22 protein-coding genes and 1 other RNA gene are annotated in these 23395 nt (G+C 59.9%); 13 read left to right on the top strand and 10 right to left on the bottom strand.

Features of this window, described 5'->3' with window-relative positions:
- Positions 1 to 119: 119 nt before the first annotated feature.
- The 5 genes from AB6803_RS04730 to AB6803_RS04710 form a co-directional block, all read right to left on the bottom strand.
- Positions 120 to 1226: a glycosyltransferase family 2 protein gene (locus tag AB6803_RS04730; protein ID WP_371107804.1), complete on the bottom strand. Its 1107-nt coding sequence runs from the start codon at positions 1224 to 1226 to the stop codon at positions 120 to 122.
- A gap of 402 nt (positions 1227 to 1628) precedes the next feature.
- Positions 1629 to 2684 carry a 4-oxalomesaconate tautomerase gene (locus AB6803_RS04725; protein WP_371107803.1) on the bottom strand — a complete coding sequence of 352 codons (1056 nt, stop codon included), beginning with the start codon at positions 2682 to 2684 and terminating at the stop codon, positions 1629 to 1631.
- The gene (locus tag AB6803_RS04720; protein WP_371107802.1) at positions 2677 to 3348 is read right to left on the bottom strand and encodes a 4-carboxy-4-hydroxy-2-oxoadipate aldolase/oxaloacetate decarboxylase; all 672 of its coding nucleotides are present in this window, start codon (positions 3346 to 3348) and stop codon (positions 2677 to 2679) included. Before AB6803_RS04720 ends, AB6803_RS04725 begins: the two co-directional genes overlap by 8 nt.
- Complete coding sequence (locus tag AB6803_RS04715; protein ID WP_371107801.1) at positions 3348 to 4313, bottom strand: VOC family protein; 966 nt, start codon at positions 4311 to 4313, stop codon at positions 3348 to 3350. The genes AB6803_RS04720 and AB6803_RS04715 overlap by 1 nt, the downstream gene beginning before the upstream one ends.
- A gap of 23 nt (positions 4314 to 4336) precedes the next feature.
- A complete protein-coding gene (locus AB6803_RS04710) occupies positions 4337 to 5071 on the bottom strand; it encodes a PIG-L deacetylase family protein (protein WP_371107800.1) in 735 nt (244 codons plus the stop codon).
- A gap of 296 nt (positions 5072 to 5367) precedes the next feature.
- On the opposite strand from AB6803_RS04710, the gene AB6803_RS04705 reads away from it, so the two are divergent.
- The 7 genes from AB6803_RS04705 (at position 5368) to AB6803_RS04675 (ending at position 12186) form a co-directional block, all read left to right on the top strand.
- On the top strand, positions 5368 to 6222 hold the full coding sequence (locus AB6803_RS04705) for a branched-chain amino acid ABC transporter permease (protein ID WP_371107799.1): 855 nt from the start codon (positions 5368 to 5370) through the stop codon (positions 6220 to 6222).
- Entirely contained in the window at positions 6222 to 7271 is a 1050-nt protein-coding gene (locus tag AB6803_RS04700; protein WP_371107798.1) for a branched-chain amino acid ABC transporter permease, read from the top strand. Before AB6803_RS04705 ends, AB6803_RS04700 begins: the two co-directional genes overlap by 1 nt.
- Positions 7268 to 8023 carry an ABC transporter ATP-binding protein gene (locus AB6803_RS04695; protein ID WP_371107797.1) on the top strand — a complete coding sequence of 252 codons (756 nt, stop codon included), beginning with the start codon at positions 7268 to 7270 and terminating at the stop codon, positions 8021 to 8023. Before AB6803_RS04700 ends, AB6803_RS04695 begins: the two co-directional genes overlap by 4 nt.
- Positions 8016 to 8753: an ABC transporter ATP-binding protein gene (locus AB6803_RS04690; protein ID WP_371107796.1), complete on the top strand. Its 738-nt coding sequence runs from the start codon at positions 8016 to 8018 to the stop codon at positions 8751 to 8753. Before AB6803_RS04695 ends, AB6803_RS04690 begins: the two co-directional genes overlap by 8 nt.
- A 79-nt stretch (positions 8754 to 8832) precedes the next feature.
- The gene (locus AB6803_RS04685) at positions 8833 to 9999 is read left to right on the top strand and encodes an ABC transporter substrate-binding protein (protein WP_371107795.1); all 1167 of its coding nucleotides are present in this window, start codon (positions 8833 to 8835) and stop codon (positions 9997 to 9999) included.
- Positions 10000 to 10102: 103 nt separating this feature from the next.
- Positions 10103 to 10987 carry a DUF1932 domain-containing protein gene (locus tag AB6803_RS04680; protein WP_371107794.1) on the top strand — a complete coding sequence of 295 codons (885 nt, stop codon included), beginning with the start codon at positions 10103 to 10105 and terminating at the stop codon, positions 10985 to 10987.
- Positions 10984 to 12186, top strand: a complete 1203-nt coding sequence (locus AB6803_RS04675; protein WP_371107793.1) for a LysR family transcriptional regulator — start codon at positions 10984 to 10986, stop codon at positions 12184 to 12186. The genes AB6803_RS04680 and AB6803_RS04675 overlap by 4 nt, the downstream gene beginning before the upstream one ends.
- 27 nt (positions 12187 to 12213) lie before the next feature.
- On the opposite strand, the gene AB6803_RS04670 is transcribed toward AB6803_RS04675, so the two are convergent.
- Positions 12214 to 12780, bottom strand: a complete 567-nt coding sequence (locus AB6803_RS04670; RefSeq protein ID WP_371107792.1) for a helix-turn-helix domain-containing protein — start codon at positions 12778 to 12780, stop codon at positions 12214 to 12216.
- A gap of 331 nt (positions 12781 to 13111) precedes the next feature.
- Between AB6803_RS04670 and AB6803_RS04665 the strand changes: the two genes are divergently transcribed.
- Both AB6803_RS04665 and AB6803_RS04660 read left to right on the top strand, forming a co-directional pair.
- Positions 13112 to 13639 (top strand): N-acetyltransferase family protein, encoded by a 528-nt coding sequence (locus tag AB6803_RS04665; protein WP_371107791.1) that lies wholly within the window; start codon positions 13112 to 13114, stop codon positions 13637 to 13639.
- Positions 13640 to 13649: 10 nt separating this feature from the next.
- Entirely contained in the window at positions 13650 to 14102 is a 453-nt protein-coding gene (locus tag AB6803_RS04660) for a DMT family transporter (RefSeq protein ID WP_371107790.1), read from the top strand.
- 30 nt (positions 14103 to 14132) lie between these two features.
- Here AB6803_RS04660 and yghX read toward each other — a convergent pair whose 3' ends face one another.
- Complete coding sequence (gene yghX / locus AB6803_RS04655) at positions 14133 to 15020, bottom strand: YghX family hydrolase (RefSeq protein ID WP_371107789.1); 888 nt, start codon at positions 15018 to 15020, stop codon at positions 14133 to 14135.
- A 102-nt stretch (positions 15021 to 15122) separates the two neighbouring features.
- Entirely contained in the window at positions 15123 to 16046 is a 924-nt protein-coding gene (locus AB6803_RS04650) for a thymidylate synthase (protein WP_371107788.1), read from the bottom strand.
- Positions 16047 to 16241: 195 nt separating this feature from the next.
- Between AB6803_RS04650 and ssrA the strand changes: the two genes are divergently transcribed.
- The 4 genes from ssrA (at position 16242) to AB6803_RS04630 (ending at position 17806) form a co-directional block, all read left to right on the top strand.
- Positions 16242 to 16613, top strand: a transfer-messenger RNA (tmRNA) gene (gene ssrA / locus AB6803_RS04645).
- A gap of 118 nt (positions 16614 to 16731) precedes the next feature.
- Positions 16732 to 17241: an SspB family protein gene (locus AB6803_RS04640; RefSeq protein ID WP_371108324.1), complete on the top strand. Its 510-nt coding sequence runs from the start codon at positions 16732 to 16734 to the stop codon at positions 17239 to 17241.
- A 53-nt stretch (positions 17242 to 17294) separates the two neighbouring features.
- On the top strand, positions 17295 to 17489 hold the full coding sequence (locus AB6803_RS04635) for a DUF4169 family protein (RefSeq protein WP_371107787.1): 195 nt from the start codon (positions 17295 to 17297) through the stop codon (positions 17487 to 17489).
- Positions 17490 to 17593: 104 nt separating this feature from the next.
- On the top strand, positions 17594 to 17806 hold the full coding sequence (locus AB6803_RS04630; RefSeq protein ID WP_007697059.1) for a ribbon-helix-helix domain-containing protein: 213 nt from the start codon (positions 17594 to 17596) through the stop codon (positions 17804 to 17806).
- A gap of 28 nt (positions 17807 to 17834) precedes the next feature.
- Here AB6803_RS04630 and AB6803_RS04625 read toward each other — a convergent pair whose 3' ends face one another.
- Both AB6803_RS04625 and AB6803_RS04620 read right to left on the bottom strand, forming a co-directional pair.
- Positions 17835 to 21539, bottom strand: a complete 3705-nt coding sequence (locus tag AB6803_RS04625; RefSeq protein ID WP_371107786.1) for an AsmA family protein — start codon at positions 21537 to 21539, stop codon at positions 17835 to 17837.
- 192 nt (positions 21540 to 21731) lie between these two features.
- Positions 21732 to 23144, bottom strand: coding sequence for an FAD-binding oxidoreductase (locus AB6803_RS04620; RefSeq protein ID WP_371107785.1), 1413 nt, complete (start codon positions 23142 to 23144; stop codon positions 21732 to 21734).
- Between the last annotated feature and the right edge of the window lie 251 nt (positions 23145 to 23395).

Genomic DNA, 23395 nt, shown 5'->3' with positions numbered 1-23395 from the left:
GAGAGTCCAGAGCAATTCCAGGAAAAGTGCGCAGCGGTTTTCCGTCCGGAATTGCGTCAAAACAATGGGATAGAGCGGCGAAGCGATTCCGTGAAGCGCTGAAACGCTCTGGGTCCGGCCTAGAACTCCAAAAGACCTTTCCTGGCGAGGCCAATCGCCCTCATGATTAAGGCCGGGCTCTGCGCGATGCCGACCGGATCCATTTTCAAAAAGCGGAAGATGGCCCCCACGCTCTTGGCGCGATCGCGGCGACTGTTGCGCATGATCAGATAGGAGATACCCATTCTCGTCTTGTTGATATGCTCGTCCAGAATCTGCCTGTCGTCATCGTCGAGCTTGAAACTGGTGCCTACTCTTTTCCAGAACAGCAGATTGCCGAGCAGACGAACCAGAACCTTCGGGCTGTCCCAGGAATAAGCGTCACGATAAACGGAGACGCCCTTGTCCCGATCTCCATTGACGTTGCTCGAAAATGTCACCGGCGACCCACTATTGGCGATCGAAAGCCAGAAGAAATAATCCTCGCCGGAATAGCGCAGATCGGAATCGAACCGCAGATCCTTGAACTTGGAAAATCTGTAAACGACGGTGGAGGTCTGCGCGATATATTCTCTGATAAAAGCCTTGAACGCCAATCCCGGTTTGAACTGGAAGATATTCAAGGCGGGCTCGACGATCTCCCAATCGCCGGTACTAGCGGCCTGACTGAAATACTTGGTTTTCTCGAAAGTCGTGACGGGCCTGTCTTCATAATTGTCGCTGAAGTAAAATACGCCTTCGTCGCGAAGCGCCGTAACCGCCGTCCTGAGGTGGTTTTCAAACCAGACATCATCGGAATCAAGAAAAGCGACGAACTCCGTCTCCGCGGGAACCGCATCGAGCGCGGTGTTTCTGGCGGCCGCCGGGCCGGCATTCTGCTGTGCAATGATTTCGAAACTGACATGATCCGGAAACAACAGATGCGAGACTTCAGACAGCGGATCTATGGGAGATTCGTCGTTCACGATCAGGATATGGACTTTGACGTCATTCGGCAGTTTCTGGTCAATAATGGATTGCACGGCTGTCGTCAGAAGGCCGCTTTTGCGTTGAAAAAAAGGAATAATGGCAGAAATCTTTTTCATCAAAACCCTTCCAGCGACTATATCGCAGAACACGTGTCGACATTTGTCCGCGAATACTGTCCGAAGTGTAACGTGCCATAATCGCGGCCTTCGACGCAACAATCCTTAAAGAACGCCCGCAATTATTTTCAATAGTCTAAATTATAAAATCGATGTGCGGAATAGTAATGCGCGCTTACCATGGATCCGATCCGATAATGTACTCATATCGACCGCATTCAATTCCGATAAATATGCAATATCTTGAATACAGACCGAAATTTCGGCGCCATTGTTTCTAAAAATTTCCATAGCAAGCAGTATTATTTCCAAGGCAGCAGTGAACACGCATACGCCTGGGCTACCATTGCCATGCAAAATCGGCGCCGGTGTTCGCCTTCGTGCCCCAGAAATGGAAATGCCGGCAACCTCACGGTCGCCGGCACCCCTCTCATCCTATGCCAATCCTAATAGGGAATCCCGAGCGCTAGTCGCTGGCGCGCCTTCTGCTCGACCTAACTCAGATCACCCCGCGAAGACCCGGCCATCAAACAGCTTTCGCGCCGTCCTGACCGTTCCCGCCCCGTTGATCGAACCGTCGTCACCGATATCCAGAAAGACCTCCATCGCGCCGGTCGGATGCTCGATCAGATAACGTCCATCGGACGGTGCCGCCGCCAATTGCGCGGCAGGGCTGCCCGCAAGGCGCGTCGCGGTCGCAACCGTGACTGCGGCGAGAACGCCGACGGAGGCATGAACCCGGTGCGGGATGAAGCTCCGCGTCGATATCGCGCCGCCCTGCTTCGGCGCCGACACCAAGGTCATCTTCGGAACCGAGGCAGTTTTCACATCGCCGAGGTTCATCATCGGGCCTGCCTTTAGACGAATGGCTTCGATCTGCGACTTGAGCTCCGCATTGTCTTCGATCGCCTCGCGGGTCTCCTCGCCCGTCAGCCGAAAATCGGCGGCCCGCATGATGACGCAGGGCATGCCGTTGTCGACCAGAGTTGCCTCTATCCCGTCGATGACATCGACCTCGTTACCCGTCGGCAGCAACGCGCCGCACATCGAACCGGCTATATTCATGAACAACAGCGGGACAGCCGCATGGCAGCCCGGAACACCAGCTATTTCGGTCGTGCCGGCATAGTTCACCCGGCCGCCCGGCGTCTCTATCCGTGCAACCGCCACCTCACCGGAGTTCAGCATGTGGATGCGGACTTCAGTAACGCCGTCGTTCGACTTAACAAGGCCACGCTCGATGGCTGCCGGACCTACACCAGCGAGAATATTGCCGCACCCTTGCGCATCGCTGACGAGGGCCTGATCCACGAAGACCTGAAGGAACAGATAGTCCACATCAGCATCGGCGCGCGTCGAAGGCGACAGCACGGCAACCTTCGACGTCAACGGATCGGCGCCGCCGATCCCGTCGATCTGCCGGGGATCCGGCGATCCCATGATTTTCAGCAACAGCGCGTCGCGTTCGGCGGGATCCGCCGGAAGATGCTCGGCGAGGAAATATGCGCCCTTGGAGGTCCCCCCTCGCATCCACAGGCAAGGGATACCGTCCTCATACATATTTCAGCCCCTTTGCCTGCAGGGTCGGCCGCATCTCGTAGATATCAAGCCCGAGTTCACCGGCCGCAAGCCGCTTGCGTTTGGCGTCCTCGTTGGCCAGGCGCCTCTCCGCCGCGACAACAACGGCTTCCGCCTCCTCTCGCTTGACGACGCAGACACCATCGTCATCGGCGACGATGACATCACCAGCCTCGACATAGGCGCCGGCGCAGACCACCGGCACATTGACGGAACCCAACGTCTCCTTGACGGTGCCTTGCGCCGATATCGCCTTCGACCACACAGGAAAGCCCATCTGCGTCAGATCGCGAATGTCGCGGACGCCGGCGTCGATGATCAGGCCCTTGCATCCGCGCGCCATCGCCGAGGTCGCCAGCAGATCGCCAAAATAGCCATTGTCGCAGGATGAGGTCGGCGCGAGAACGAGGATATCCCCTTGCTTCAGCTGCTCGATCGCCACATGCAGCATCCAGTTGTCGCCAGGAGGGGCCGAGATGGTCACGGCCGAACCAGCGATCTGGGCACCGGCATAGATCGGACGCATATAGCTGGCGAGCATGCCCTTGCGGCCCTGCGCCTCATGCACGGTCGCGACCCCGCCATAGGCCAGCCGTTCGATTATATCCTGCGAAACCCGAGCGATGTCCTGCACAACAATACCCATTACGCGTCTCCTTGCTTTTTAACCGGGGGCGTCCCGTGGGTGTGGAAAGTCTCGATCGTCTTCAAGCCCCAGGCCTGCCCCTTCTTGCGCTCCGTCTCCGTCCAGACCACCGGCTTCCAATCCGGAGCCAGGATCAGGCGCGCGCCGGAATTGGCGAGCTCCACCCGGTTGCCGGCAGGCTCCCAGACGTAGAGGAAGAAAGTGCCCTGGATCGCGTGCTTGTGCGGGCCGGTTTCGATGTGCACGCCGTTTTCGAGAAAGATGTCGGCGGCGCGCAATATCTCTTCGCGGCTGTCGGTGGCGTAGGTCACATGATGAAGACGCCCGCCCCCGCCGCCATGCTCTTCGGTGCAGGCGAGGTCATAGGTCTTGTTGTTGACGGTGAACCAGCAACCGCCGAGCCTACCATTGTCGAGCTGGATCATCTCCGTCACGCGGGAACCGAGGCAGGTCTCCATGAAGCGCCTGAACTCGGCAACATCGGAGGCCAGCAAGTTCAGATGATCGAGACGACGCGGATGGCAGCCGCGTGCATGATATCGTTGCGCGACATTCTTCAGGGCCGGCTTCTCATGCTCGGGCGGCGAATAGCGGACAGTGTCCCAATAGATCTCGAACACATGGCCGAACGGGTCCTCGAACCGGAATGCGCGGCCATGGCCGAGGTCGCCATCGACCCAGCCGAGAACCTTGAAACCGCTCGCCTCGATCGCCTTGACACGTCGTTCCAGTGCCGCCTCGGAAGATACACGGTAGGCGATGTGCCCGACACCCGTGGTCTGATGCCGGGTGAGCTTCAGCGTGTGGAACTCGTAATCGTCCCACGCCCGCAGATAGGCCGACTGTTCGTCCTGACCGGCAAGCGTCAGCCCATAGACGTTCACGAAAAAGTCGAGGCTTTCCTCGAACTTGTCGGAGTACATCTCCACATGCGCCAGATGGGCGATATCGAAACAGGGTTCCATGTCACGTTCCTCCCGAGAGCTCATTAGAGCTCATCGACAGTGCGTGGGAAGATCGACTGGAAACCCTCTGCATATTTCGAGGCACGGCCACCCGACTGACCGCCCGAATTGCGCTGGAAATGATTGGCGCGGTTCTGGGCGACGCGGGTGTAAAACTCCCAGAGATGCTCCTGCCCCTCCATGCATTCGATGGCAGCCCGCTTCTTGTCCCAGACCGACGTAATGTCGAGGAAGACATCGGGCTTCCAGCCCATCTGCTCGGTCTGATGCGGTTCGAACAGGTAAAGCTGCGGTGCACCCAGCACCTTCTCGCCCGGATTGTGACCCCAGGCCTGCGCGATCATCCGGGTCTCGAGGGCAACCTGCGTCGCATACATATGGTCGGTATTGTAGGGATCATATTGCGAATGGCTGAGCATGAAGGCCGGCTGTACCTTCCTGATCACGTCGACCAGCCGGTACTTATCCTCGTCCGTGAGGCGGAGCGGATAGTCGCCAAGGTCGAAGCTGATAAGATCGTGGACGCCAAGCGCCTTGGCCGCCTTTTCCGATTCCGCCCGCCGCGCCGCCTTGACCTGCTCGAGCGTGATGTCCGGCCGCTTCCAGAGCTTGGCGGATTCTCCCCGCTCGCCGAAAGACAAGCAAACGACGGTCACCTTATAACCAAGCTCCGCATGCAGCGCGATCGCGCCGCCGCAGCGCCATACGAAGTCAGCCGCGTGTGCGCTGATGACAAGTGCAGTCTTTTGTTCCGACATGGGATCTCCTTCCGAATTGCGCGTGATTTCACGCCGGAGGGGGCCTTTTGCCAATTTGGATTTGATGCCTCGCCGATAAGTTTTGGCTATAGCCGCGCAGGCAGACCCGCGCTCCCGACAAGCTGCCTATAGCTTTTTCTTATGAGGAAGCGACCATTTTGAAATGGGCAACTGCCCCGCTTCCCGTCATGGCTAATCACCATTCAAGACCCAAAAGGTCCTGCGAAAGATGCGTTCGGGAGAAACAGCCAAATCTGGCGGTCTTCGAGGAAGCGCATCCGGGACAGGGAGGAAAAATGCTAACCCTTTTATTCGACGGCCTCGCCTATGGCATGCTGTTGTTCGTGCTCTCGTGCGGACTGGCAGTCACCTTGGGATTGATGAATTTCATCAATCTGGCGCACGGCGCCTTCGCGATGGCCGGCGGCTACGTCACCGTCATTTTGACCAACAGATGGGGCGTGCCCTTTCTGTTGACGCTGCCGATTGCCTTCATTGCAACGGCGATTGCCGGGGTCATTCTCGAAAAGACGCTCTACGCCCGCCTCTATGACAAGACGCCGCTCGATCAGGTGCTGTTTTCGATCGGCATCGTCTTCATGGCGGTTGCTGGGATCGACTATGTCATGGGATCGCAGCAGCAGATCCTCAACCTGCCGGATTTTCTGCGCGGCCGCGTCGATGTGCTCGGCGTCGGCATCGGTGTCTATCGCGCCTTTCTCATCCTCATCTGCGGCGCGCTCGCCGTTGCACTGCAGATGATCCTCGCCCGCACGCGCTTCGGGAGCAGGTTGCGCGCATCCGTGGATGACCGGCGTGTGGCTCGCGGCGTCGGCATTCACGTCAACACGATTTTTGCCGTGACGTTCGCGGTCGGATCCGGCCTCGCTGGGCTTGGCGGCGCGCTTGGGGCAGAGATCCTCGGCCTCGACCCAACATTCCCGCTCAAGTTCATGGTCTATTTCCTGATCGTCGTCTCCGTCGGCGGGACGTCAAGCATTTACGGCCCTCTCTGTGCCTCCATCCTGCTCGGCGTCGCGGACGTTCTGGGCAAATATTATGTGCCGTCGCTCGGCGGCTTCATCATTTATATCATCCTCGTGGCGGTACTGGTCGTCCGGCCCCAGGGTCTCTTCGCGAGGGCCGGCTGATGCAGATATCTCATTCCACAATCCCTGCTTTGAAGCAGCGGGTATCAGACGTCATGAGGCGTTCGGCACGTTGGAGCGTCCTTGAACTGGCGTTCTGGGCTCTCGCGCTCGCCTCCTGGTTCCTCTTCCCCAACCAGCATCTGATCCTGACCGAAATCGTCGGCTTCGCCATTCTCGCTCTCTCGATCGACCTGATGCTCGGCTATGCCGGTATCGTCTCCCTCGGTCAGGCGGCAATGTATGGCGTCGGCGCCTATGCAAGCGGCCTGTTCTCGATCCATGTCACCGGCGAGCCGCTGACCGGGCTGATCGTCGGCGCGTTCTCAGGCGCGGTCGTAGCCTTCCTGACGAGCTTCCTGCTGTTGCGCGGCGGTGACCTCACACGGCTGATGGTGACGCTTGGCGTCGCCGCCGTCTTTGCCGAAATCGCCAATCAGGCCAACTGGCTCACCGGCGGCGCCGACGGCCTGCAGGGTATCAGCATCGATCCCCTGTTCGGGATTTTCGATTTCGATATCTACGGGCACACCGGCTATGCCTACAGCCTCGCCGTGCTGTTCGTGTTGTTCCTGCTGGCGCGACTGATCGTATCCTCGCCTTTCGGCTATTCGCTGAAGGCGATCCGGGACAATCCGCTGCGCGCTTCGGCAGTCGGCGTTCCCGTCAACGCGCGGCTCGTCGCCATATACACGCTCTCTGGCGCCTATGCCGGGATCGCCGGCGCGCTGTTTGCCCAGACACAGCAATTCATCTCGCTGGATGCCCTGTCGTTCCAGAAATCCGCTGATGGCCTGATGATCCTGGTCATCGGCGGCACGGGCTATCTTTACGGCGGCGTTATCGGCGCCCTGGTCTATGAGCTCATCCAGGACGGACTGTCGTCACTGACGCCGCAATATTGGCAGTTCTGGCTCGGCATGCTCCTGGTCGCCTTTGTCCTCATTGGACGCGATCGTCCCCGTCAGCTCGTACTTTCGCTCTCCGCCCGCCTCGCCACCATTCGCGGCAACCTCTTTAGAGGCCGTACGTCGACCAGGAGGGCACCATGACCGCCGCTGTTCTCGAAACAAAGCAGCTCAACAAGATGTTCGGCGCGCTGAAGGCCACGACCGACGTCTCGTTCCGCCTGGAAAGCGGCGCTCGTCATGCCCTGATCGGCCCCAACGGCGCGGGCAAGACGACGCTGATCAACCTTCTGACCGGCGTGCTTGCGCCTTCCAGCGGGCAGATCCTGCTGAATGGCGAGGATATCTCGTCGCTTAAGCGCGAAAAGCGCGTGCAGCGCGGTCTGGTCCGGACGTTTCAGATCAACCAGCTTTTCGGCGATCTGACCGTCGTGGAAAGCCTGGGCCTCGTGATCAGCGAACGGCGCGGACATGGCAAGGACTGGTTCCGCTTCGCCGGCAAGCTTCCCGGCATTGAGGACGAGATTGCCGGCCTGGTTCAGGATTTCGGTCTGGATACCGTTCTCGACCAGCCCTGCTCCGGCCTGCCCTACGGCAAGCAGCGGCTCCTCGAAATCGCCATGGCAATCGCTTGCAAGCCCAAGGTTCTTCTTCTCGACGAACCGGCGGCCGGCGTGCCCGAAGCCGACCGGCATGAGGTACTGGCAAGGCTGGCGGCTCTGCCCGCCGATGTCTCGATCCTACTGATCGAACACGACATGGACCTAGTCTTCAATTTCGCCGACCGGATCTCCGTTCTCGTCGCCGGCGCGCTCTTCGCGGAAGGCACCGTCGACGAGATTTCGACGGATCCCCGGGTCAAGGACGTTTATCTGGGAGGGGCGCACCATGCCTGAACTCTTGATGCTGGACGGCCTGAAAGCCGGCTATGGCAAGGCCGTCATTCTACACGGCATCAGCCTCTCGGTCGGCCAGGGAGAAGCCGTAGCGCTCCTCGGCCGCAACGGTGTCGGCAAGACGACGACACTCAACAGCATTGTCGGCCTGACGCGCTATCACGGCGGCAAAGTCACGGTCAGCGGCCAGAACATCGAGCGCCTGACACCGGAACGTCGCGTCGAAGCAGGTGTCGGCTGGGTGCCGCAGGAGCGCGGCATATTCCGGTCGCTGACGGTCGAGGAAAATATCACGGCGGTGGCCAGACCCGGCAAATGGAGCCTTCAGGCGGTCTATCTGCTCTTCCCGAGGCTGGAGGAACGCCGGAACAATTACGGCAACCAACTGTCAGGCGGCGAGCAGCAGATGCTCTCAATCGCCCGCGCGCTCGTTCTCAATCCGAAGATATTGCTGCTCGATGAGCCGACCGAAGGATTGGCGCCGATCATCGTGGAGGAGCTGCTCGCCGCCATCCGGCGCATCGTCCGCGACGAGGGCATGGCCGCCATCATCGTCGAGCAGCATGCGCAACAAATTCTCGCTATCACAGACAAAGCCGTGATCCTCGAGCGTGGTGCGGTCGCCTATTCCGGAAGCAGTACCGCCTTGGCACAGGACAGCTCGACCCTGGGCAAATTTCTTGGCGTCGGCGCGGGGGCATCGGCGCCCGCCGGAGAACGAAAACACTGATCATCATGGGTCCACGCCGGAAAGAGGGCCGGTTTGAACGACATGCACACCACAGAGATTTTTCAATAGGAGGAGAGACATGAGCATTAAGAAACTGGCGCTAGGCGCCGTCGCCGCGATCAGTTTGATCGGGGCGCCCGCAAGGAGTTTTGCCCAAGACACCGTCAAGGTCGGCGTCGTCATCCCGCTCACCGGCGGATTCCAGTCCAACGGTCGGCAGATCGGTGCCGCGATCAAGACCTACGTCGCGACCAAAGGCGATACCGCCGGCGGCAAGAAGGTCGAGCTGATCGTCAAGGACGACGGCAGCGCCGCCGACAACGCGCTGCGCCTCTCGCAGGAACTGGTGACCAACGACAAGGTGTCCATCCTGACCGGCTTTGGAAACACACCCGCGGCCCTTTCCGTCGCGCAGCTGTCCAAGCGTGCGAAAATCCCGCAGGTCATCATGGTGGCCGCGACGTCGTCGATCGTGGATGCCTCGCCCTACATTCTCAGAACATCCTGGACCATCCCGCAAATGGCCAGCGTCATCGGCAAATGGGCTCCGGAAAACGGCGCGAAGAAATTCGTCAGCATCGTCTCGGACTATGGCCCGGGCGCCGATGCAGAAAAGTGGTTCCAGAAGACCATCGAGGCCAATGGCGGCACGGTCGTTTCGAAGCTGAAGGTTCCGCTTGCCAATCCGGACTTTGCGCCCTTCCTGCAACGCGCGGCCGATGAAAAGCCGGAAGCGCTCTTCGTCTTCGTTCCGACCGGCGCGGGTGCCGCCTTCATGAAGCAGTTCGTCGAGCGCGGTCTCGACAAGTCCGGCATCAAGGTCATCGCCATGGCCGACGTCACGGACGACGATCTCCTGAACGATATGGGTGATCCGACCATCGGCGTCATCACCGGCGGCCCTTATTCGGCAAGCCACGATTCGCCGGAGAACAAGGCTTTCGTGGAAGCCTTCAAGAAGGCCAATGACGGCATGCGCCCCAACATGGTCGCGGTCGCCGCCTGGGATGCCCTCGACCTGATCTACAAGACCCTCGACAAGACCAAGGGCGATGCCAGCGGCCAGACATTCGTCGATGCCGCCAAGGGAATGCAGTTGCAGAGCCCACGAGGCCCAATCTCGATCGACCCCGCGACCCGCGATATCGTCCAGGATATCTACATGCGCAAGGTCGAGAAGGTCGGCGGAGAATTGTACAACGTCGAGTTCCAGACCTACGACAACGTCAAGGATCCGGCCCACTGAGCTAGGGTCGTACGACCCGTGGATCGCGGCGATGCCGCGGTCCGCACGATAAGTTTTCGCTATACCTTTGTTAGGCTGAATGTTCGCACGAGGAACCGACAGCATGTCGACGATTGCACTCATCGGATTTGGGGAAGCAGCGCAGGCCTTTGTCGCCGGCTGGAAAACTGTCGAAGGCAGCCCGATCAAAGCGCCTATCACTACCTTCGACATCAAGATAAAAAGCACCGATCATCGCCGGGATCTCCTTGATGCTTGCGCACGGCTCGAGGTCCTCTCCGGCGAAAGCCCGCGCGAGGCGACGAACGGCAAAAGCGCGATCTTCAGCCTCGTGACCGCCGACCGCGCGCTCGAAGCTGCAAAGATGGTTGCTACCCACCTCGACAAAGGCGCGCTTTATCTCGATTGCAATTCCTGCTCGCCTTCGACGAAGGTGGCCGCCGCGAAAATCGTCGAGGAGGCCGGCGCCCGTTACGTCGACGTAGCGGTGATGGCTCCGGTCTATCCAGCCCGCCACCGCACCCCTCTCCTTCTGGCCGGCAACGAGGCAGCGGAGACCGAAGCCTTGCTGACAAGCCTTGGAATGAATGCCCGCGTTGCCGGTGACACAATCGGACAGGCATCCTCGATCAAGATGCTGCGCTCCGTCATGATCAAAGGGTTTGAGGCGCTGACAGCCGAATGTGTTTTGGCGGCACGCCGGGCGGGTGTGGAGGATGCCGTTCTTTCGTCCTTGCAGGCGTCCGATCCGGGGATCGACTGGGCCGCCCGTTCGTCCTACAACCTCGAACGGATGATGGTGCATGGAACGCGGCGCGCAGCCGAAATGGAAGAAGTGGCGGTGACGCTTCGCGATCTCGGCCTTCCCGACGGAATGGCATCGGCCGCCGTCGACTGGCAGCGCCGAATCGGAAAACTTGGTCTCAGCGCTGCCGATCTCTCGCTGACCGAGCGCGTCGACCTGATATTGGAGCACCTCCTGTCTTGAATTCCGCACAGTCGTCAGAGCCGGAGCTACAGCACAATCTTCGCCATCTCAGGGTCTTCCTGATGGTCGTCGATACGGCCTCGGTGACGAAGGCTGCGGAACTATGTCATGTGTCGCAGCCGGCCGTGACGCAGGCCCTGTCGAAAATCGAGCGCGGCGTCGGCATGGCACTCTTCACGCGGACCGCCCAGGGACTGTTCGTGAACAGGCAGGGCGAGGTCCTCGCAAAGCGCGTCCGCCGTGCCTTCGGCTATCTCGACCCGGCGCTGTCCGATCTCAGCCCGCGGCTGCGCATCACCGCGACGACGGCACAGCTTCAGGCGCTGATTGCCGTGCGCGAAATGGAGAATTTTACGCTCGCCGCACGTCGCCTCGGCCTCGCCCAGCCGACCGTGCACCGTGCCGTCACCCAGCTCGAGCAAGAGGCAGCCCGTCCGCTGTTTGAGCGAACGTCCTACGGCATCGTCGCGACGCGGACGGCGCAGACGCTCGCGCAGGCGGCAAGACTCGCCTTCGCCGAACTCAGCCAGGCTGAAGCCGATCTTGCCGAAACGGTGTCCGAGGAGGCCGGACGCATCGTCATCGGCGCAATGCCATTGTCGCGATCCTATGTCCTGCCGCAAGCAATCGCCAACTTCCGCGCGCTTCGCCCCAAGATACCGATCCAGGTCGTGGAAGGTCCCTATGCCGATCTTCTGGCCGGGCTCAGACGCGGGGAGATCGACTTTCTGATCGGCGCCCTGCGCGATCCCGCGCCGATCGGTGACGTGGAACAGCGCATGCTTTTCACCGATACGCTGGTGCTGGTCGCCGGCCGCGATCATCCGCTGATCGGGAAGGACGATATCGCCCTGGAAGAGCTTGCCTCCTACCCCTGGGTGGTGGGCTTGAGCGGAACGCCGATCCGGAAGCATTTCGACGCCATGTTCGACAGCCTTGGACGAAGGCCAACGAGCATCATCGAATCGGGATCGCTGATCCTCATGCGCGAGCTTTTGGACCGAACCGATCATCTCGGCTGCATTTCCTATCTACAGGCCGAAGCAGAGCTGACACGCGGCCTCATCAAGGCCCTGCCCTATAACCTCGACCACACGGCGCGGCCCATCGGCCTGACGCTGCGATCCGGCTGGATGCCAACGGCGGCTCAGGAGCAGTTTCTGGATCTCGTGCGGGAAAGAGTCAGCACGCCATTATAGCATTTGCTTATGATGTCGATCCGCATTCTACGAATTGCGCAGAACAATCACGGCATAGACGCAGGGCCGCTGACTTTCATTCTTGAACACGCAATCTGTCGGCGGACCGAGTTCAAGGCAATCGCCGGCGGACATTCCGTGGCGCGCATCGCCCTCGAGGAATACCAGATCTCCATCGAGGACCCAGATAAGCTGCCGGGCAAAAGCATAGACCGACGCGGGCATCGAGACTTCCGCTCCGGCCGGCAGCTCAATGCGAACAAGATCCAGAGGCAAATCCGACTTTGGGGAAATGTGCCGCCGCTCGTAGCCGGTTTGCGGGTCGACCCAGACGGGCTGATCCTCCTTCTTGAGGAGACGCCCCTGATGCATTTCCGCGCGAGCCATCAGGGTCGACATGCTGAGGCCGAACGCTCCGGAAAGCTTGCCGAGCAAAGTGGCGGTCGGACTGCTGTCGCCGCGTTCGATCTTGTGGATCATGGCGCGGGAAACGGCAGACCTTTCGGCGAGCTCCGTCAGCGACCAGCCACGGCTTTCGCGTTCGATCCGGATGCGGGTGCCTATGCGTTTATCAACACTATCAAGCTGAGACATGCGTGCTACTATAGTGGACAGCTTCACGCATAGCAATCAGGAGAGTATTTCCCTCTTTCGATCGGGCCTATTGGGAGGCGGATCAGCTCCAGCGAAAACTGGAATAGCCGCAGGGTGATAGATAAAGCCCAAGTTCATATGAAATAATTACATTTTTCAGAAGAATCGCATTTGCTGGCGACACCATCACCGCACTTTCCGTGGCAACCGATCGACACTTTAGTGGATACTTGTATTAATATAATAGACAAAACTAGAAATCCGGCGTATCGAAAGACATCTCTGGTGACCACAGATATCCAATTTATGAGATTCCCGAAGGAAGAAATCGATGCGAATTCGCGATGCGGCAGCCACGGACATCGACGGTATCACCGCAATCTACAATGACGCCGTCGTCAATACCGCCGCGATCTGGAACGAAATGCAGGTGGACGCCGACAATCGGAGAGAATGGCTCCGGGATCGCCTGAAACTGGGCTATCCGGTGCTGGTCGCTATCGACGACCGGGAGGATGTCGTCGGCTATGCGTCTTTCGGCGATTGGCGCGCCTTCGACGGCTATCGTTATACGGTGGAACATTCGGTCTATGTGCGAAACGATCAGCGCCGAAACGGCGTCGGCGAAGCACTGATGATTGAATTGATCGGGCGGGCAAAAGCGATCGGAAAGCATGCCATGGTCGCCGGCATCGAGGCTGGAAACACCGGTTCGATCCGGCTGCATGAGAAGCTCGGCTTCAAGCAGGTCGGCCTTCTGCCGGAAGTGGGCACCAAATTCGGGAGATGGCTCGATCTCGCCTTCCTGCAACTGCTGCTCGACCAACGCACCGAACCCGACGCTATCCAGACAGCCTGAAGGCCGAAGCATGTCGAGCTATATCATATTGGCGACCCTCGCCGTCGCCGGCATATCGCTGGTGCTGCAGAACATTCTCATGGTGCGGATCACCCAATCCGTGTCCACGGTCCTGATCACGCTCGTCATCAATTCTTCGGTGGGGCTGACGGCGCTTTTGCTCCTGCTTTTTGCCCGCAGAGGCACGGCCGGGATCGTCGAAGCCATCGGCACAATCCGGCCGTGGGCGCTTTTGCCCGGCCTGCTCGGCTCCTTTGTCGTCTTCGCCGGCATCTGGGGCTATCAGCGTCTGGGCGCGGCACCGACCATCGCAGTACTGGTTGGCAGCCAGCTTCTCGCGGGCCTGATATTCGACGCGGCACGATCCGGAAGGATGACATTGTCGGACAATGCCTGGCAGATCGCCGGCGCCGTCTTGCTGGTGATCGGCGCCGTCCTCGTCGCGGGCCGGCACGCTTCCTGACGAAAGGGTGCCGACAGCAATCGCCAACCCTCAAGCCAGATAGCGCTTGAACCAGCCTATCGTTCTGTCCCAGGCAAGCTTGGCCGCGGCATCGTCGTAGCGGGGCGTCGAGTCATTGTGAAAGCCGTGATTGACGTCGGGATAGATATGGGCCTCGTAGACTTTGTTCGACGCCTTCAGCGCCGCCTCATAGGCCGGCCACCCCTCGTTGATGCCCTTGTCCAGTCCCGCATAATGAAGCAACAGCGGCGCCTTGATGCGCGGCACATCCTCCGCACGCGGCTGGCGCCCGTAAAAGGGCACGGCCGCTGCCAGTTCGGGATAGGCAACGGCGGCCGCATTCGCCACACCGCCGCCATAGCAGAAGCCGGTAATGCCAACCTTTCCGGTCGTTGCCTCTTGCTTCATGAGAAGTTCGATCGCGGCGAAGAAGTCGTTCATCAGCTTTTGCGGATCGACCTGCTGCTGCAACTCCCGCCCCTTCTCGTCATTGCCGGGATAGCCGCCGACGGAGGTCAGGCCATCCGGCGCAAGCGCGATAAAACCCGCTTTCGCAACACGGCGCGCGACATCCTCGATATAAGGGTTCAGCCCCCGGTTTTCATGCACGACAACGACCGCCGGCACCTTGCCCTTGGCAGCGGCCGGCCGGACGAAATAGGCCCGAACGGTTCCGTTCCCATTCGGCGAAGGATAGGTGATGTATTCGGGCAGGATCTCGGGATCGGTAAACTCGACCTGCTGCGCAAGCGCATAATTGGGGCTCATCAGACCGAGGATCGCGGCGGCCGTCAGACTTCCCACGGCATACTTGCCGGCCCGATCGAGAAATTCGCGTTTCGTGATTTTCCCATGCGCGTAATAGTCGTAGAGTTCCAGCAGTTCCGGATGAAAATCCTTGGCGGTCAGACGTGTCATTGGCGCTCCCCTCATATCTACGAAGAGCAGCCTAAACACTTAAGCCAGTTCTTGAATTCACTTTTGCGCTATCGCCGGATATGCCCGCGCGGATAACGGTATTTAAACCGCAACCTCCGCCGCTATCGCCGCATGGGGCTCGTAGTCGCTGACCTCGAAATCCTCGATTCGGTAATCGTCGATGCTGTCCGGCCGGCGGAGCAATCGCAGGGTCGGAAATGGCCGTGGTTCCCGACTCAGCTGCTCGCGGATCGCGTCGAGATGGTTGAGGTAGATGTGGACGTCGCCGCCCGCCCAGACCAGTTCACCCACGTCCATGTCCACCTGCTGGGCAACCATCGCCAGCAACACAGCCTGCTGGCTGATGTTGAAGGGATTTCCCAGAAACAGATCGCAGGACCGCTGGTAAACCATCAGGCTCAGGCGCGGCCGCTTGGTCTCGCCGGGAGAAGGCAGGTTCGAGACATGGAACTGATAGACCATATGGCACGGCGGAAGCGCCATTCCGGCGAGTTCGCCGACATTCCAGGCATGGAAGATCATCCGGCGGCTGCTTGGATTATGCCTGAGCTGATGGATAACCGTTGCGATCTGATCATGAACATGGCCGTCGGCATCGCGCCACTGCCGCCATTGCTTCCCATAGACAGGACCCAGATCGCCCCATGTCTCGGCAAAGGCCTCGTCGGCCAGTATCCGCGCCTCGAAGTCCTCCTGGCTGATAGCCTCTCCCGTCGCCTTGCGATAAGCGGCCAGCGGCCAGTCGGTCCATATCCGCACATTCTGCTTCAGAAGATTGCGAATATTGGTGTCGCCGGTCAGGAACCAGAGCATCTCCTTGACGGCGAGCTTCCAATAGACCCGCTTGGTCGTGAAAACCGGAAGCTGGCCCTTGGAAAGATCGAAGCGCATCATCGCGCCGAGCCCGCTCAGCGTGCCGACACCAGTCCTGTCGATCCGGCGATCACCGTTTTCGAGCAGGTGCGCCATCAGGTCGAGATATTGATATTCCGGATGGCGAACCATTCTGAGCTCCGAGATTTCCGCGAAGGATCCGGGCAACCGTAAAACAATTGCCTCCGCCACCGATTCCATTGGCCGCCAATTTAATGGCAAGTCGGTGCAAAACCAACTGCAACCGGGCACAATCCCGGCAATTCTCGCTCCCGATGGTCAGCTATCGCAGCAAAGCGATGCCTAGGCGACGCATTTATGACAATTGCCCTTCCCTTCGCCCAAGGAAAACACTATATCAGCCATGCCGGTCTTCGGGCCGGCTATGGCGATAAACGAGCGATGTAATAAACCTATTGGACCCGGGGGCGGTACCCGGCGCCTCCACCAAAAACCGGCCAGGCGAGCTTTGCTTCAGACCGGCTTTTGATGGGGGCGAAATAGGATCGACAAGGGCGTAAAGATCGACTTTTTGCTCGGCATTGTACCACCGTTATCGGGCTAAAATTGTAGTTGCAAACGACAACTATGCGGAAGCTCGTCTCGCTGCTTAATCGCAGTGTGACACTTCAAATCAAGTCCTGAAGGTTCGCACCTTAAGGCGGGGTTCGAAGGTACCTGGCAACAGAAACCTTCACCTTCTCCCTATTTTCGATATTATGTATGATCAGGTGATGACTCGCCCGGGGGCTTTCCCGTCTGCGCCCGGCGTGGCATAAGCCTTAGAAAAAACATGGCCAACGAAAGACAGGAAAGCATGGGGCAGGATCATATCCGCTACGACATTTTGGCACAGGACGCCCTGCGTGGAGTTATCCGTAAGGTGTTGACCGAGGTCGGCGCCACCGGTCGTCTGCCCGGTGACCATCATTTCTTCATTACCTTTCTGACCGGAGCGCCCGGTGTGCGCATTTCGCAGCACCTGAAGTCGAAATATCCGGAACAGATGACCATCGTCATCCAGCATCAATTCTGGGATCTGAAGATCACCGAAAGCCTCTTCGAGATCGGCCTGTCCTTCTCCGACGTTCCTGAAAAGCTGGTCGTCCCCTTCAATGCGATTCGCGGCTTCTACGATCCGTCGGTGAATTTCGAACTGGAGTTCGATGTACCGCTCGCCGACGACGAGGAAATGCCGACCGGCGAAATCACCGCCTATCCGGTGCCGGCCGAAGGCAGCGAAGAGCCGGTGGTGGAAGCCAAGGAAGGCGAAGAGAAAAAACCGGGTTCGGTCGTCTCGCTCGACGCATTCCGCAAGAAGCAATAATATCCGAGGGGAAGCGCAGGCTTCCCCTTTCTACATCATCCGTGGGGACCGTGATGAATGCCGAAGTCGTCAATCTGCGTCAGTTCCGGAAAAAACAGGCCCGCTCCGAAAAGGAAAAGCAGGCGGAACAAAATCGCATCAGCTTCGGCCGCACCAAGGCGGAGAAGCACCTGACCAAGGCGCTCAACGACAAGGCCGCTCAAACGCACGAGGCCGGCCACATCGAGCCGACCAAGACGGACGAGTAGCCGCCAAGCCAAACGAAGTCTTTTCGAAATCAATAGCTTACTTCAGTACTTTGAATCATTCTTAGAATTCCCTCCCCCTTCCGAGCTTTTTGATCGATCCACCGATGATCCGCAAACATTCCGCGACGCTGCATGGCCACCGCACGAGCTTTTCCCTTGAAGACGCGTTCTGGAGCGAGCTGAAGGCAATCGCCAAGGCGCGCGGCACCTCGCTTGCCGCGCTGATCTCCGAAATCGACGACGGGCGCGAACCGGAGAGCAACCTCTCCTCCGCACTGCGACTCTACGTCTTGAAATGGCTGAAAGAACGCGCTTAGTTTGTCCGCATCCAACGGATGATGTGTCTTACTGAGCGATGCCCGGAAGGCCATTGAAGTTCAACGGCGCAATCTTCTGCGGCCCTTGTCCGTTGAGAACCGGCAATTGCTGCGCCTGTGCCTTTGCGCGGGCTTCCGCGTCTGCTTTCGCCTTGGCCGCCGCTTCCGCCTGTTTTTCGGCAGCAGCTTCACGCGCCAGTCCCCTTAGGCGCTGTTCTTCAAGGCTCCGCTGCTGCTCGATTGCTGCGTCGCGCTGGCGCTGGGCTTCACGCATAGTGGCGTTGTATTTGTACAGCGCCACTTCGCGCCGCAACCGCTGCTTTTCCAATACGCTCGCCTGAAGCCGCTCGACGCGACGGCGCTCACGCTCGAAGGCGCGCAGCGATAAGAAGCTGGTGATGTCGGTAACATTCATCGTCCGGCCGGGGCTTGCCAACGGACCGGCAAAGTCGAGACGCAGCGCCGGCTCGGCGCCGTTCAACACCTCATTGCCGGCGTTGAAATCGATACCGAGCGACCCGCGCATACGCTCATCCGGCAGGCTGATCTCAGCGCTGCCCGACAGCTTCGCGACATCGTTGCCGGCGCTGAGATTGGTGGCGCGGATGACACCGGTCGAGATGTTGAAGGGGATGCTCATCGCCGGCAATGCTGCCTCGCCATTGTTGAGCAGCGTCTGTACGATCGGCAACACCTTGTCAGCGGTAATATCGCCCTGGATCTGGTCCGTCGCCGACAACAATGGTGGGAGTACCGAAAGATTGAGACCGCGCACATGCGTTTCGCCAAGCTTGGCCTCGCCCGAGCCGCTGGCATTGGCGGCAAGCTCACCCATACTCTTGCCGCTGGTCTCCATGCTCAGGTCCAGACCAAAGCGGCCAGTGGCCAGCGGCGCGCCATCGCGCTGCCAGGCGACGGTCGCAAGATCGCCATTGGTGAGATTGAGTTTCGTCTGCATCAGCCCGGTGCCGTCGGCATTGGCAAGCATCAGATTGCCGGCGAGCGCGCCGCCGTTCCAGGCGCCGGCAATATCGTTCAGCCGCAATTCCTCGCCCTTATAGGCAGCGTTGGCTCTGAAATTGGCGATCGGACCGAATATCCCCGGCCAGACCTGCTTGGCCGAAAGCTTGATGTTGAGATCGAGCCCGCTGAACGTCGGCAGCCCAAGCTTGGCCTTGGTCAGATTGCCGGTCGCGGCATCCGTCATCGGCCCGTAGATCGCTTCGCCCAGCCAGTCGAGATCGGCCTTGTCGAGCGCCAGTTCGCCGGTCGCCTTGATATTCGGTGACTTGCGATCGAAGGTCAGCGCGCCCGAGACATTGTTGTCGGCAAGCTGGCCCTTCATGTCGGAGAGCGCGATCTTGTCGGCATCGAGCACGGCATTCGCCTGGAATTTGACCGGTAGGCTCGTCCCCATCTGCGGCACGCCGATACCGTTCATGACAAAATAGGGATCGAGATCGGCACTGTCGAGCGACAGTGCGATCTTGCCGTTGAGGAAGGCGCTGGGACGGACATCGACCTTGCCATTGGCCGTGAACGAGGTCTTGTCGGTCGCAAAGGTCAGCGCCGCATCCGCCGGTTCGGTGCCCTCTGCTGTCACCTTCAGCGTCAGGCGGCCATTGGCGTCGGCTTCGACGGGCAGCGGATCTAGCCCCGCCTGCCCGAACAGGATTGAGGTCACCGAATTTTCAAGCGTTGCCTCCAGCGTCGTCGTGCCCTTGCCGGTCAGCGCTAGCAGGTCGGACATGCGGTAGTCGAGATTGACGCGGCTGCCGTTGGACACGCCGGCGAGCGTTACCGTCACACCGTCACCTTCGTCACCGCCGAGGGATAGCGCACCGCGCAACGCAGTATTGCCGTACCACGCAGCATTGCGCACCAGCCGATCCATGACCGGATGATGCGGCAGATGCTGGCTCAGCATTTCGAAGAAAGGACCGGGATCGGCTGCCTTGAAGGTGATCTCGCCCGACCCCTTGTACTTCAACAAAGAGCCATCGCCGCGCCCTGTTGCCGTGATTTCGGCCCCAGCAACATCGCGGACCGATAGTTTGTCGAGCGTCAACGCGCCATCGGTGATCGAAAAGGACGTTTCGACATTGTCGGCCTGTACGCCGAACACTGCGAACTTGTCCGCCTTCAGATGCGCCGTAATCTGGTGGTCGAGCAGGGCCTCGCCGGCGTCCTGACCGGTGAACATGCCTGTCAGTGCCCTCAACGCATCGAGGTCCAGCGCGTCACCGCTGAGATCGACGCCAAGCTTCGGCGCCTGCTTATCTGGTGCCTGCCGGTCCAGCTTGCCCTTGAGCGTGGCCGAACCGATGGCGATCTCAAGGTTATCGAAGCGCTGTTCCTCGTGCCGCAAATTGACGTCGGCGGAAAAGCCGGCCTGCCGCAACTGCCGGATCGCCGGATCGACCGAGCCCACCAGCCAGGACGCCAGGCCCGACGGCTGGTTGGAGGCAACGACCAGATTGCCGATGAAATTCGGCTCGCCCTGCAGCATCAGCTTGCCAGTGGCCTCGACCTGCGTACGGCCCGGCAGCATGCCGATCGCATGATCGATCTTCCAACCGGTTCCGGCGGGCTCCAGGTCCATCTGCACGTCGCGGATCGTCGTGTCGCCGGCAACGATCGCCGGCAGGCGGAATGTCGCCTTGCCGGGCACCTGCGGGATCGGAACCTCGGCGGCAATCGCAATCAGATTGTTCAGGCGCTGGCGGGCGGAGACGGCGGGATTGCGGTTGGTCTTGCCGTTGGTGCCTTGATTGTTGCCGAGACGGTTGACGTCAATCTGCTGGCCATCGGCGGTCAACAAGAATTCCGGCTTGCTGCCGGTGTCCAGCGTCGCCTCCCCGGTCACCACGTAAGGATCGTCCGCCGCCCCGACCTCAAGGCGATATTCAGGGATACGAATTCGCTCGTTGGTCAGCTCGAACCGACCCTTGATGCGAGGCTGAGCCTGCTCGTCCGCGGGCTTGCGCGTCTGCTTATCCTCGATCCCCGCCGTGAAGAGACCGAGATAATCCGGCTTCTGGTCGACCAGCTTCAGCTCACCGTCGAGATCCACGCTGAGCGGATGGCGGTCCGGATTAAGCCGGGTGCGGACGCGCAACACGCCGCTGTCGTCCGGCTGGCTGCTGGAAATGGTGAAATTGCCGTGTTCGCCATCAAGTGCCGCATCCCCCTCGATCCGCCAGGGACCGGCGAGCGACTTCGCGGACATTTCCGCATTGAAACCCGTAATGTGCCGGGTGCGGCCCGATTGCTCATCGATGAACTGGATATCGCCGCCATCGACATGCACGCTTTCCAGTACGACCGATTTGGCGGGCATTTCCGGCTGGCTGCCGCGCATCCAGTCGAGCGTGCCGTCCTTCAACAGCCGCAGACGCACCTTCGGCTCGGAGACGCGCATGTCGAAGATCAGCGCTTCGCCGGACAGGAACGGCGCCAGCTCGGCATCCATGGAGAATTGAGCGATCTGCACCAGCGGCGTCCCGTCGGCTTCCTGACCGACGCGGACGTCATGCAATGTCACGGAGGGAAACGGCAGAAGACGGGCGTCGACGGAGCCGTGAACCGTCACCTTCTTGCCGATGATACGGCTCGCCTGATCTTCGAAATTCTTGCGAAAATCGGTCCAGTCTATGAAGAGCGGAGCGAGCAGCGCCACGAACAGCACCACTACAAGCAATCCCCCCAGGAAAACCAGGACCCTACCTAACAATGCACACCATCTCCATTCTGCATTCCGATATACAAGGCATCACATATCCAGCCATATAGGCAAAAAAGCAGCCTCGATCCTTAGCGAATCCGATCCCTATCCAAACCGCACCGCAGCTCCCGAGATACGGAACGTCATAGCCTAGCGCCATTCACGCAAGGGGCAAGCCGGGATCATGGGCTATTCCATTTTTCAATGGCCATGAAAGATCTTACCCGGGTTGAAAATCGCGTCTGGATCGAGTGCGTGCTTGACCTGGCGCATCAGGTCGACGGCGCCGCCGAGCTCCTGCTCGAGAAACGACATCTTGCCCTGCCCTACGCCATGCTCGCCGGTGCAGGTTCCGTCCATGGCCAGGGCCCGCGCATTCAGCCGCGCAACGAAGGCTTCGACGATAGCGATGCCTTCGGGCGTCTTGTCGTCGAACAGCACCAGCACGTGGAAATTACCGTCGCCAGCATGCCCGACGATCGGCGCCAGCAATCCGTGTTCCTCGATGTCGGCCTGGGTCTCGGCAACGCATTCGGCAAGCCTTGAGATCGGGACGCAGACATCCGTCGACAGCGCCGCCAGTTCCGGCGCAAGCGCCCGCGCCGCCCAATAGGCATCGTGGCGCGCCTTCCAGAGCTTGTTGCGCTCCTCGAGATTGCTGGTCCAGAGGAACTCGCCGCCGCCGCACTCCGCCGCGATCTCGGCGAATTGCTCCGATTGCAGCGCGACCGTCTCTTCGGTGCCGTGAAATTCGAGGAACAGCGTCGGCTGCTCCTCATAGGTGAGGCCTGAGTAAGCATTGCAAGCCCGCAGCTGGACGGCATCGAGAAGCTCGATCCGCGCAACCGGAATGCCCATCTGGATCGTCATGATGACCGCATCGCAAGCTGCCTTGATGCTCGGAAAGGCGCAGGCACCGCCGGCGATCTTCTGGGGAATGCCCTGCAGGCGCAACGTCACCGAAGTCAGCACGCCGAGCGTCCCTTCCGAGCCGACAAAGAGCCGGGTCAGATCATAGCCAGCCGACGATTTCCTGGCGCGGCGGGCGGTGCGGATCTCTTCGCCGTTGGCGGCGACCACGGTCACGGCCAGCACATTGTCCTTCATCGTGCCGTAGCGCACGGCATTGGTGCCCGAGGCGCGCGTCGCCGTCATGCCGCCGATCGAGGCATTGGCGCCGGGGTCGATCGGGAAGAACAGGCCGGTATCACGCAGATAGGTGTTGAGCTGTTCGCGAGTGACGCCGGGCTCGACCGTGCAGTCGAGATCCTCGGCATTCACTTCAAGCACCCGATTCATCCGGCTGAAATCGATGGAAATTCCGCCCTGCGGCGCGTTCACCTGCCCCTCCAGCGAGGAGCCTGTACCGAAGGCGATGATCGGAACCTTATGCTCGGCGCAAGCCTTGACGACCGCCTGCACGTCCTCGCTCGTCTCGGCAAAGAGCACTCCATCGGGAAGCTGCGTGGGAATATAGGTGGTCGTATGCGCGTGCTGGGCGCGAAAACTTTCTCCGGTCTGGAAACGCTCGCCAAAGGCCTGTTTCAGGATGCCGAGAACTGCAGCAATCCCTGCCTCGTTGCGTATCCCCGCCTTCGCATCCGCCAGAGCCATCGTCCCGAATCTCCCATCAAAAACATATAAGAGCGCGTTAACCTTTTGCGGTTCTATGGGGCATCAGGACGATGCTGTCCAGTCATGAAAATCGCCCGTGGTTTCCACACCGAGCGAGCGCTCGCCTGCCCGCGATCAAGCCGCCTCGATTGCGATCGCCGACACACGACGGACATTGCTGGCGACCGGCAATTATGCTTATTTTTTAAGCAAAACCCGGAAAAATGTGCATTTGCCGCAAAATTCCCTCT

It is taken from the genome of Rhizobium sp. RCC_161_2 (assembly GCF_041355235.1).
In the GTDB taxonomy this organism is placed as follows: domain Bacteria; phylum Pseudomonadota; class Alphaproteobacteria; order Rhizobiales; family Rhizobiaceae; genus Rhizobium.
This window is presented reverse-complemented; position numbering and strand designations above follow the sequence as displayed.

What these genes read in the sequence shown, in the direction of transcription:
- AB6803_RS04725 (WP_371107803.1), bottom strand. Translation starts at nt 2,684, where the DNA reads ATGTATGAGGACGGTATCCCTTGCCTGTGGATGCGAGGGGGGACCTCC.
- AB6803_RS04720 (WP_371107802.1), bottom strand. Translation starts at nt 3,348, where the DNA reads ATGGGTATTGTTGTGCAGGACATCGCTCGGGTTTCGCAGGATATAATC.
- AB6803_RS04715 (WP_371107801.1), bottom strand. Translation starts at nt 4,313, where the DNA reads ATGGAACCCTGTTTCGATATCGCCCATCTGGCGCATGTGGAGATGTAC.
- AB6803_RS04710 (WP_371107800.1), bottom strand. Translation starts at nt 5,071, where the DNA reads ATGTCGGAACAAAAGACTGCACTTGTCATCAGCGCACACGCGGCTGAC.
- AB6803_RS04705 (WP_371107799.1), top strand. Translation starts at nt 5,368, where the DNA reads ATGCTAACCCTTTTATTCGACGGCCTCGCCTATGGCATGCTGTTGTTC.
- AB6803_RS04700 (WP_371107798.1), top strand. Translation starts at nt 6,222, where the DNA reads ATGCAGATATCTCATTCCACAATCCCTGCTTTGAAGCAGCGGGTATCA.
- AB6803_RS04695 (WP_371107797.1), top strand. Translation starts at nt 7,268, where the DNA reads ATGACCGCCGCTGTTCTCGAAACAAAGCAGCTCAACAAGATGTTCGGC.
- AB6803_RS04690 (WP_371107796.1), top strand. Translation starts at nt 8,016, where the DNA reads ATGCCTGAACTCTTGATGCTGGACGGCCTGAAAGCCGGCTATGGCAAG.
- AB6803_RS04685 (WP_371107795.1), top strand. Translation starts at nt 8,833, where the DNA reads ATGAGCATTAAGAAACTGGCGCTAGGCGCCGTCGCCGCGATCAGTTTG.
- AB6803_RS04680 (WP_371107794.1), top strand. Translation starts at nt 10,103, where the DNA reads ATGTCGACGATTGCACTCATCGGATTTGGGGAAGCAGCGCAGGCCTTT.
- AB6803_RS04670 (WP_371107792.1), bottom strand. Translation starts at nt 12,780, where the DNA reads ATGTCTCAGCTTGATAGTGTTGATAAACGCATAGGCACCCGCATCCGG.
- AB6803_RS04665 (WP_371107791.1), top strand. Translation starts at nt 13,112, where the DNA reads ATGCGAATTCGCGATGCGGCAGCCACGGACATCGACGGTATCACCGCA.
- AB6803_RS04660 (WP_371107790.1), top strand. Translation starts at nt 13,650, where the DNA reads ATGTCGAGCTATATCATATTGGCGACCCTCGCCGTCGCCGGCATATCG.
- yghX (WP_371107789.1), bottom strand. Translation starts at nt 15,020, where the DNA reads ATGACACGTCTGACCGCCAAGGATTTTCATCCGGAACTGCTGGAACTC.
- AB6803_RS04650 (WP_371107788.1), bottom strand. Translation starts at nt 16,046, where the DNA reads ATGGTTCGCCATCCGGAATATCAATATCTCGACCTGATGGCGCACCTG.
- AB6803_RS04640 (WP_371108324.1), top strand. Translation starts at nt 16,732, where the DNA reads ATGGGGCAGGATCATATCCGCTACGACATTTTGGCACAGGACGCCCTG.
- AB6803_RS04635 (WP_371107787.1), top strand. Translation starts at nt 17,295, where the DNA reads ATGAATGCCGAAGTCGTCAATCTGCGTCAGTTCCGGAAAAAACAGGCC.
- AB6803_RS04630 (WP_007697059.1), top strand. Translation starts at nt 17,594, where the DNA reads ATGATCCGCAAACATTCCGCGACGCTGCATGGCCACCGCACGAGCTTT.
- AB6803_RS04620 (WP_371107785.1), bottom strand. Translation starts at nt 23,144, where the DNA reads ATGGCTCTGGCGGATGCGAAGGCGGGGATACGCAACGAGGCAGGGATT.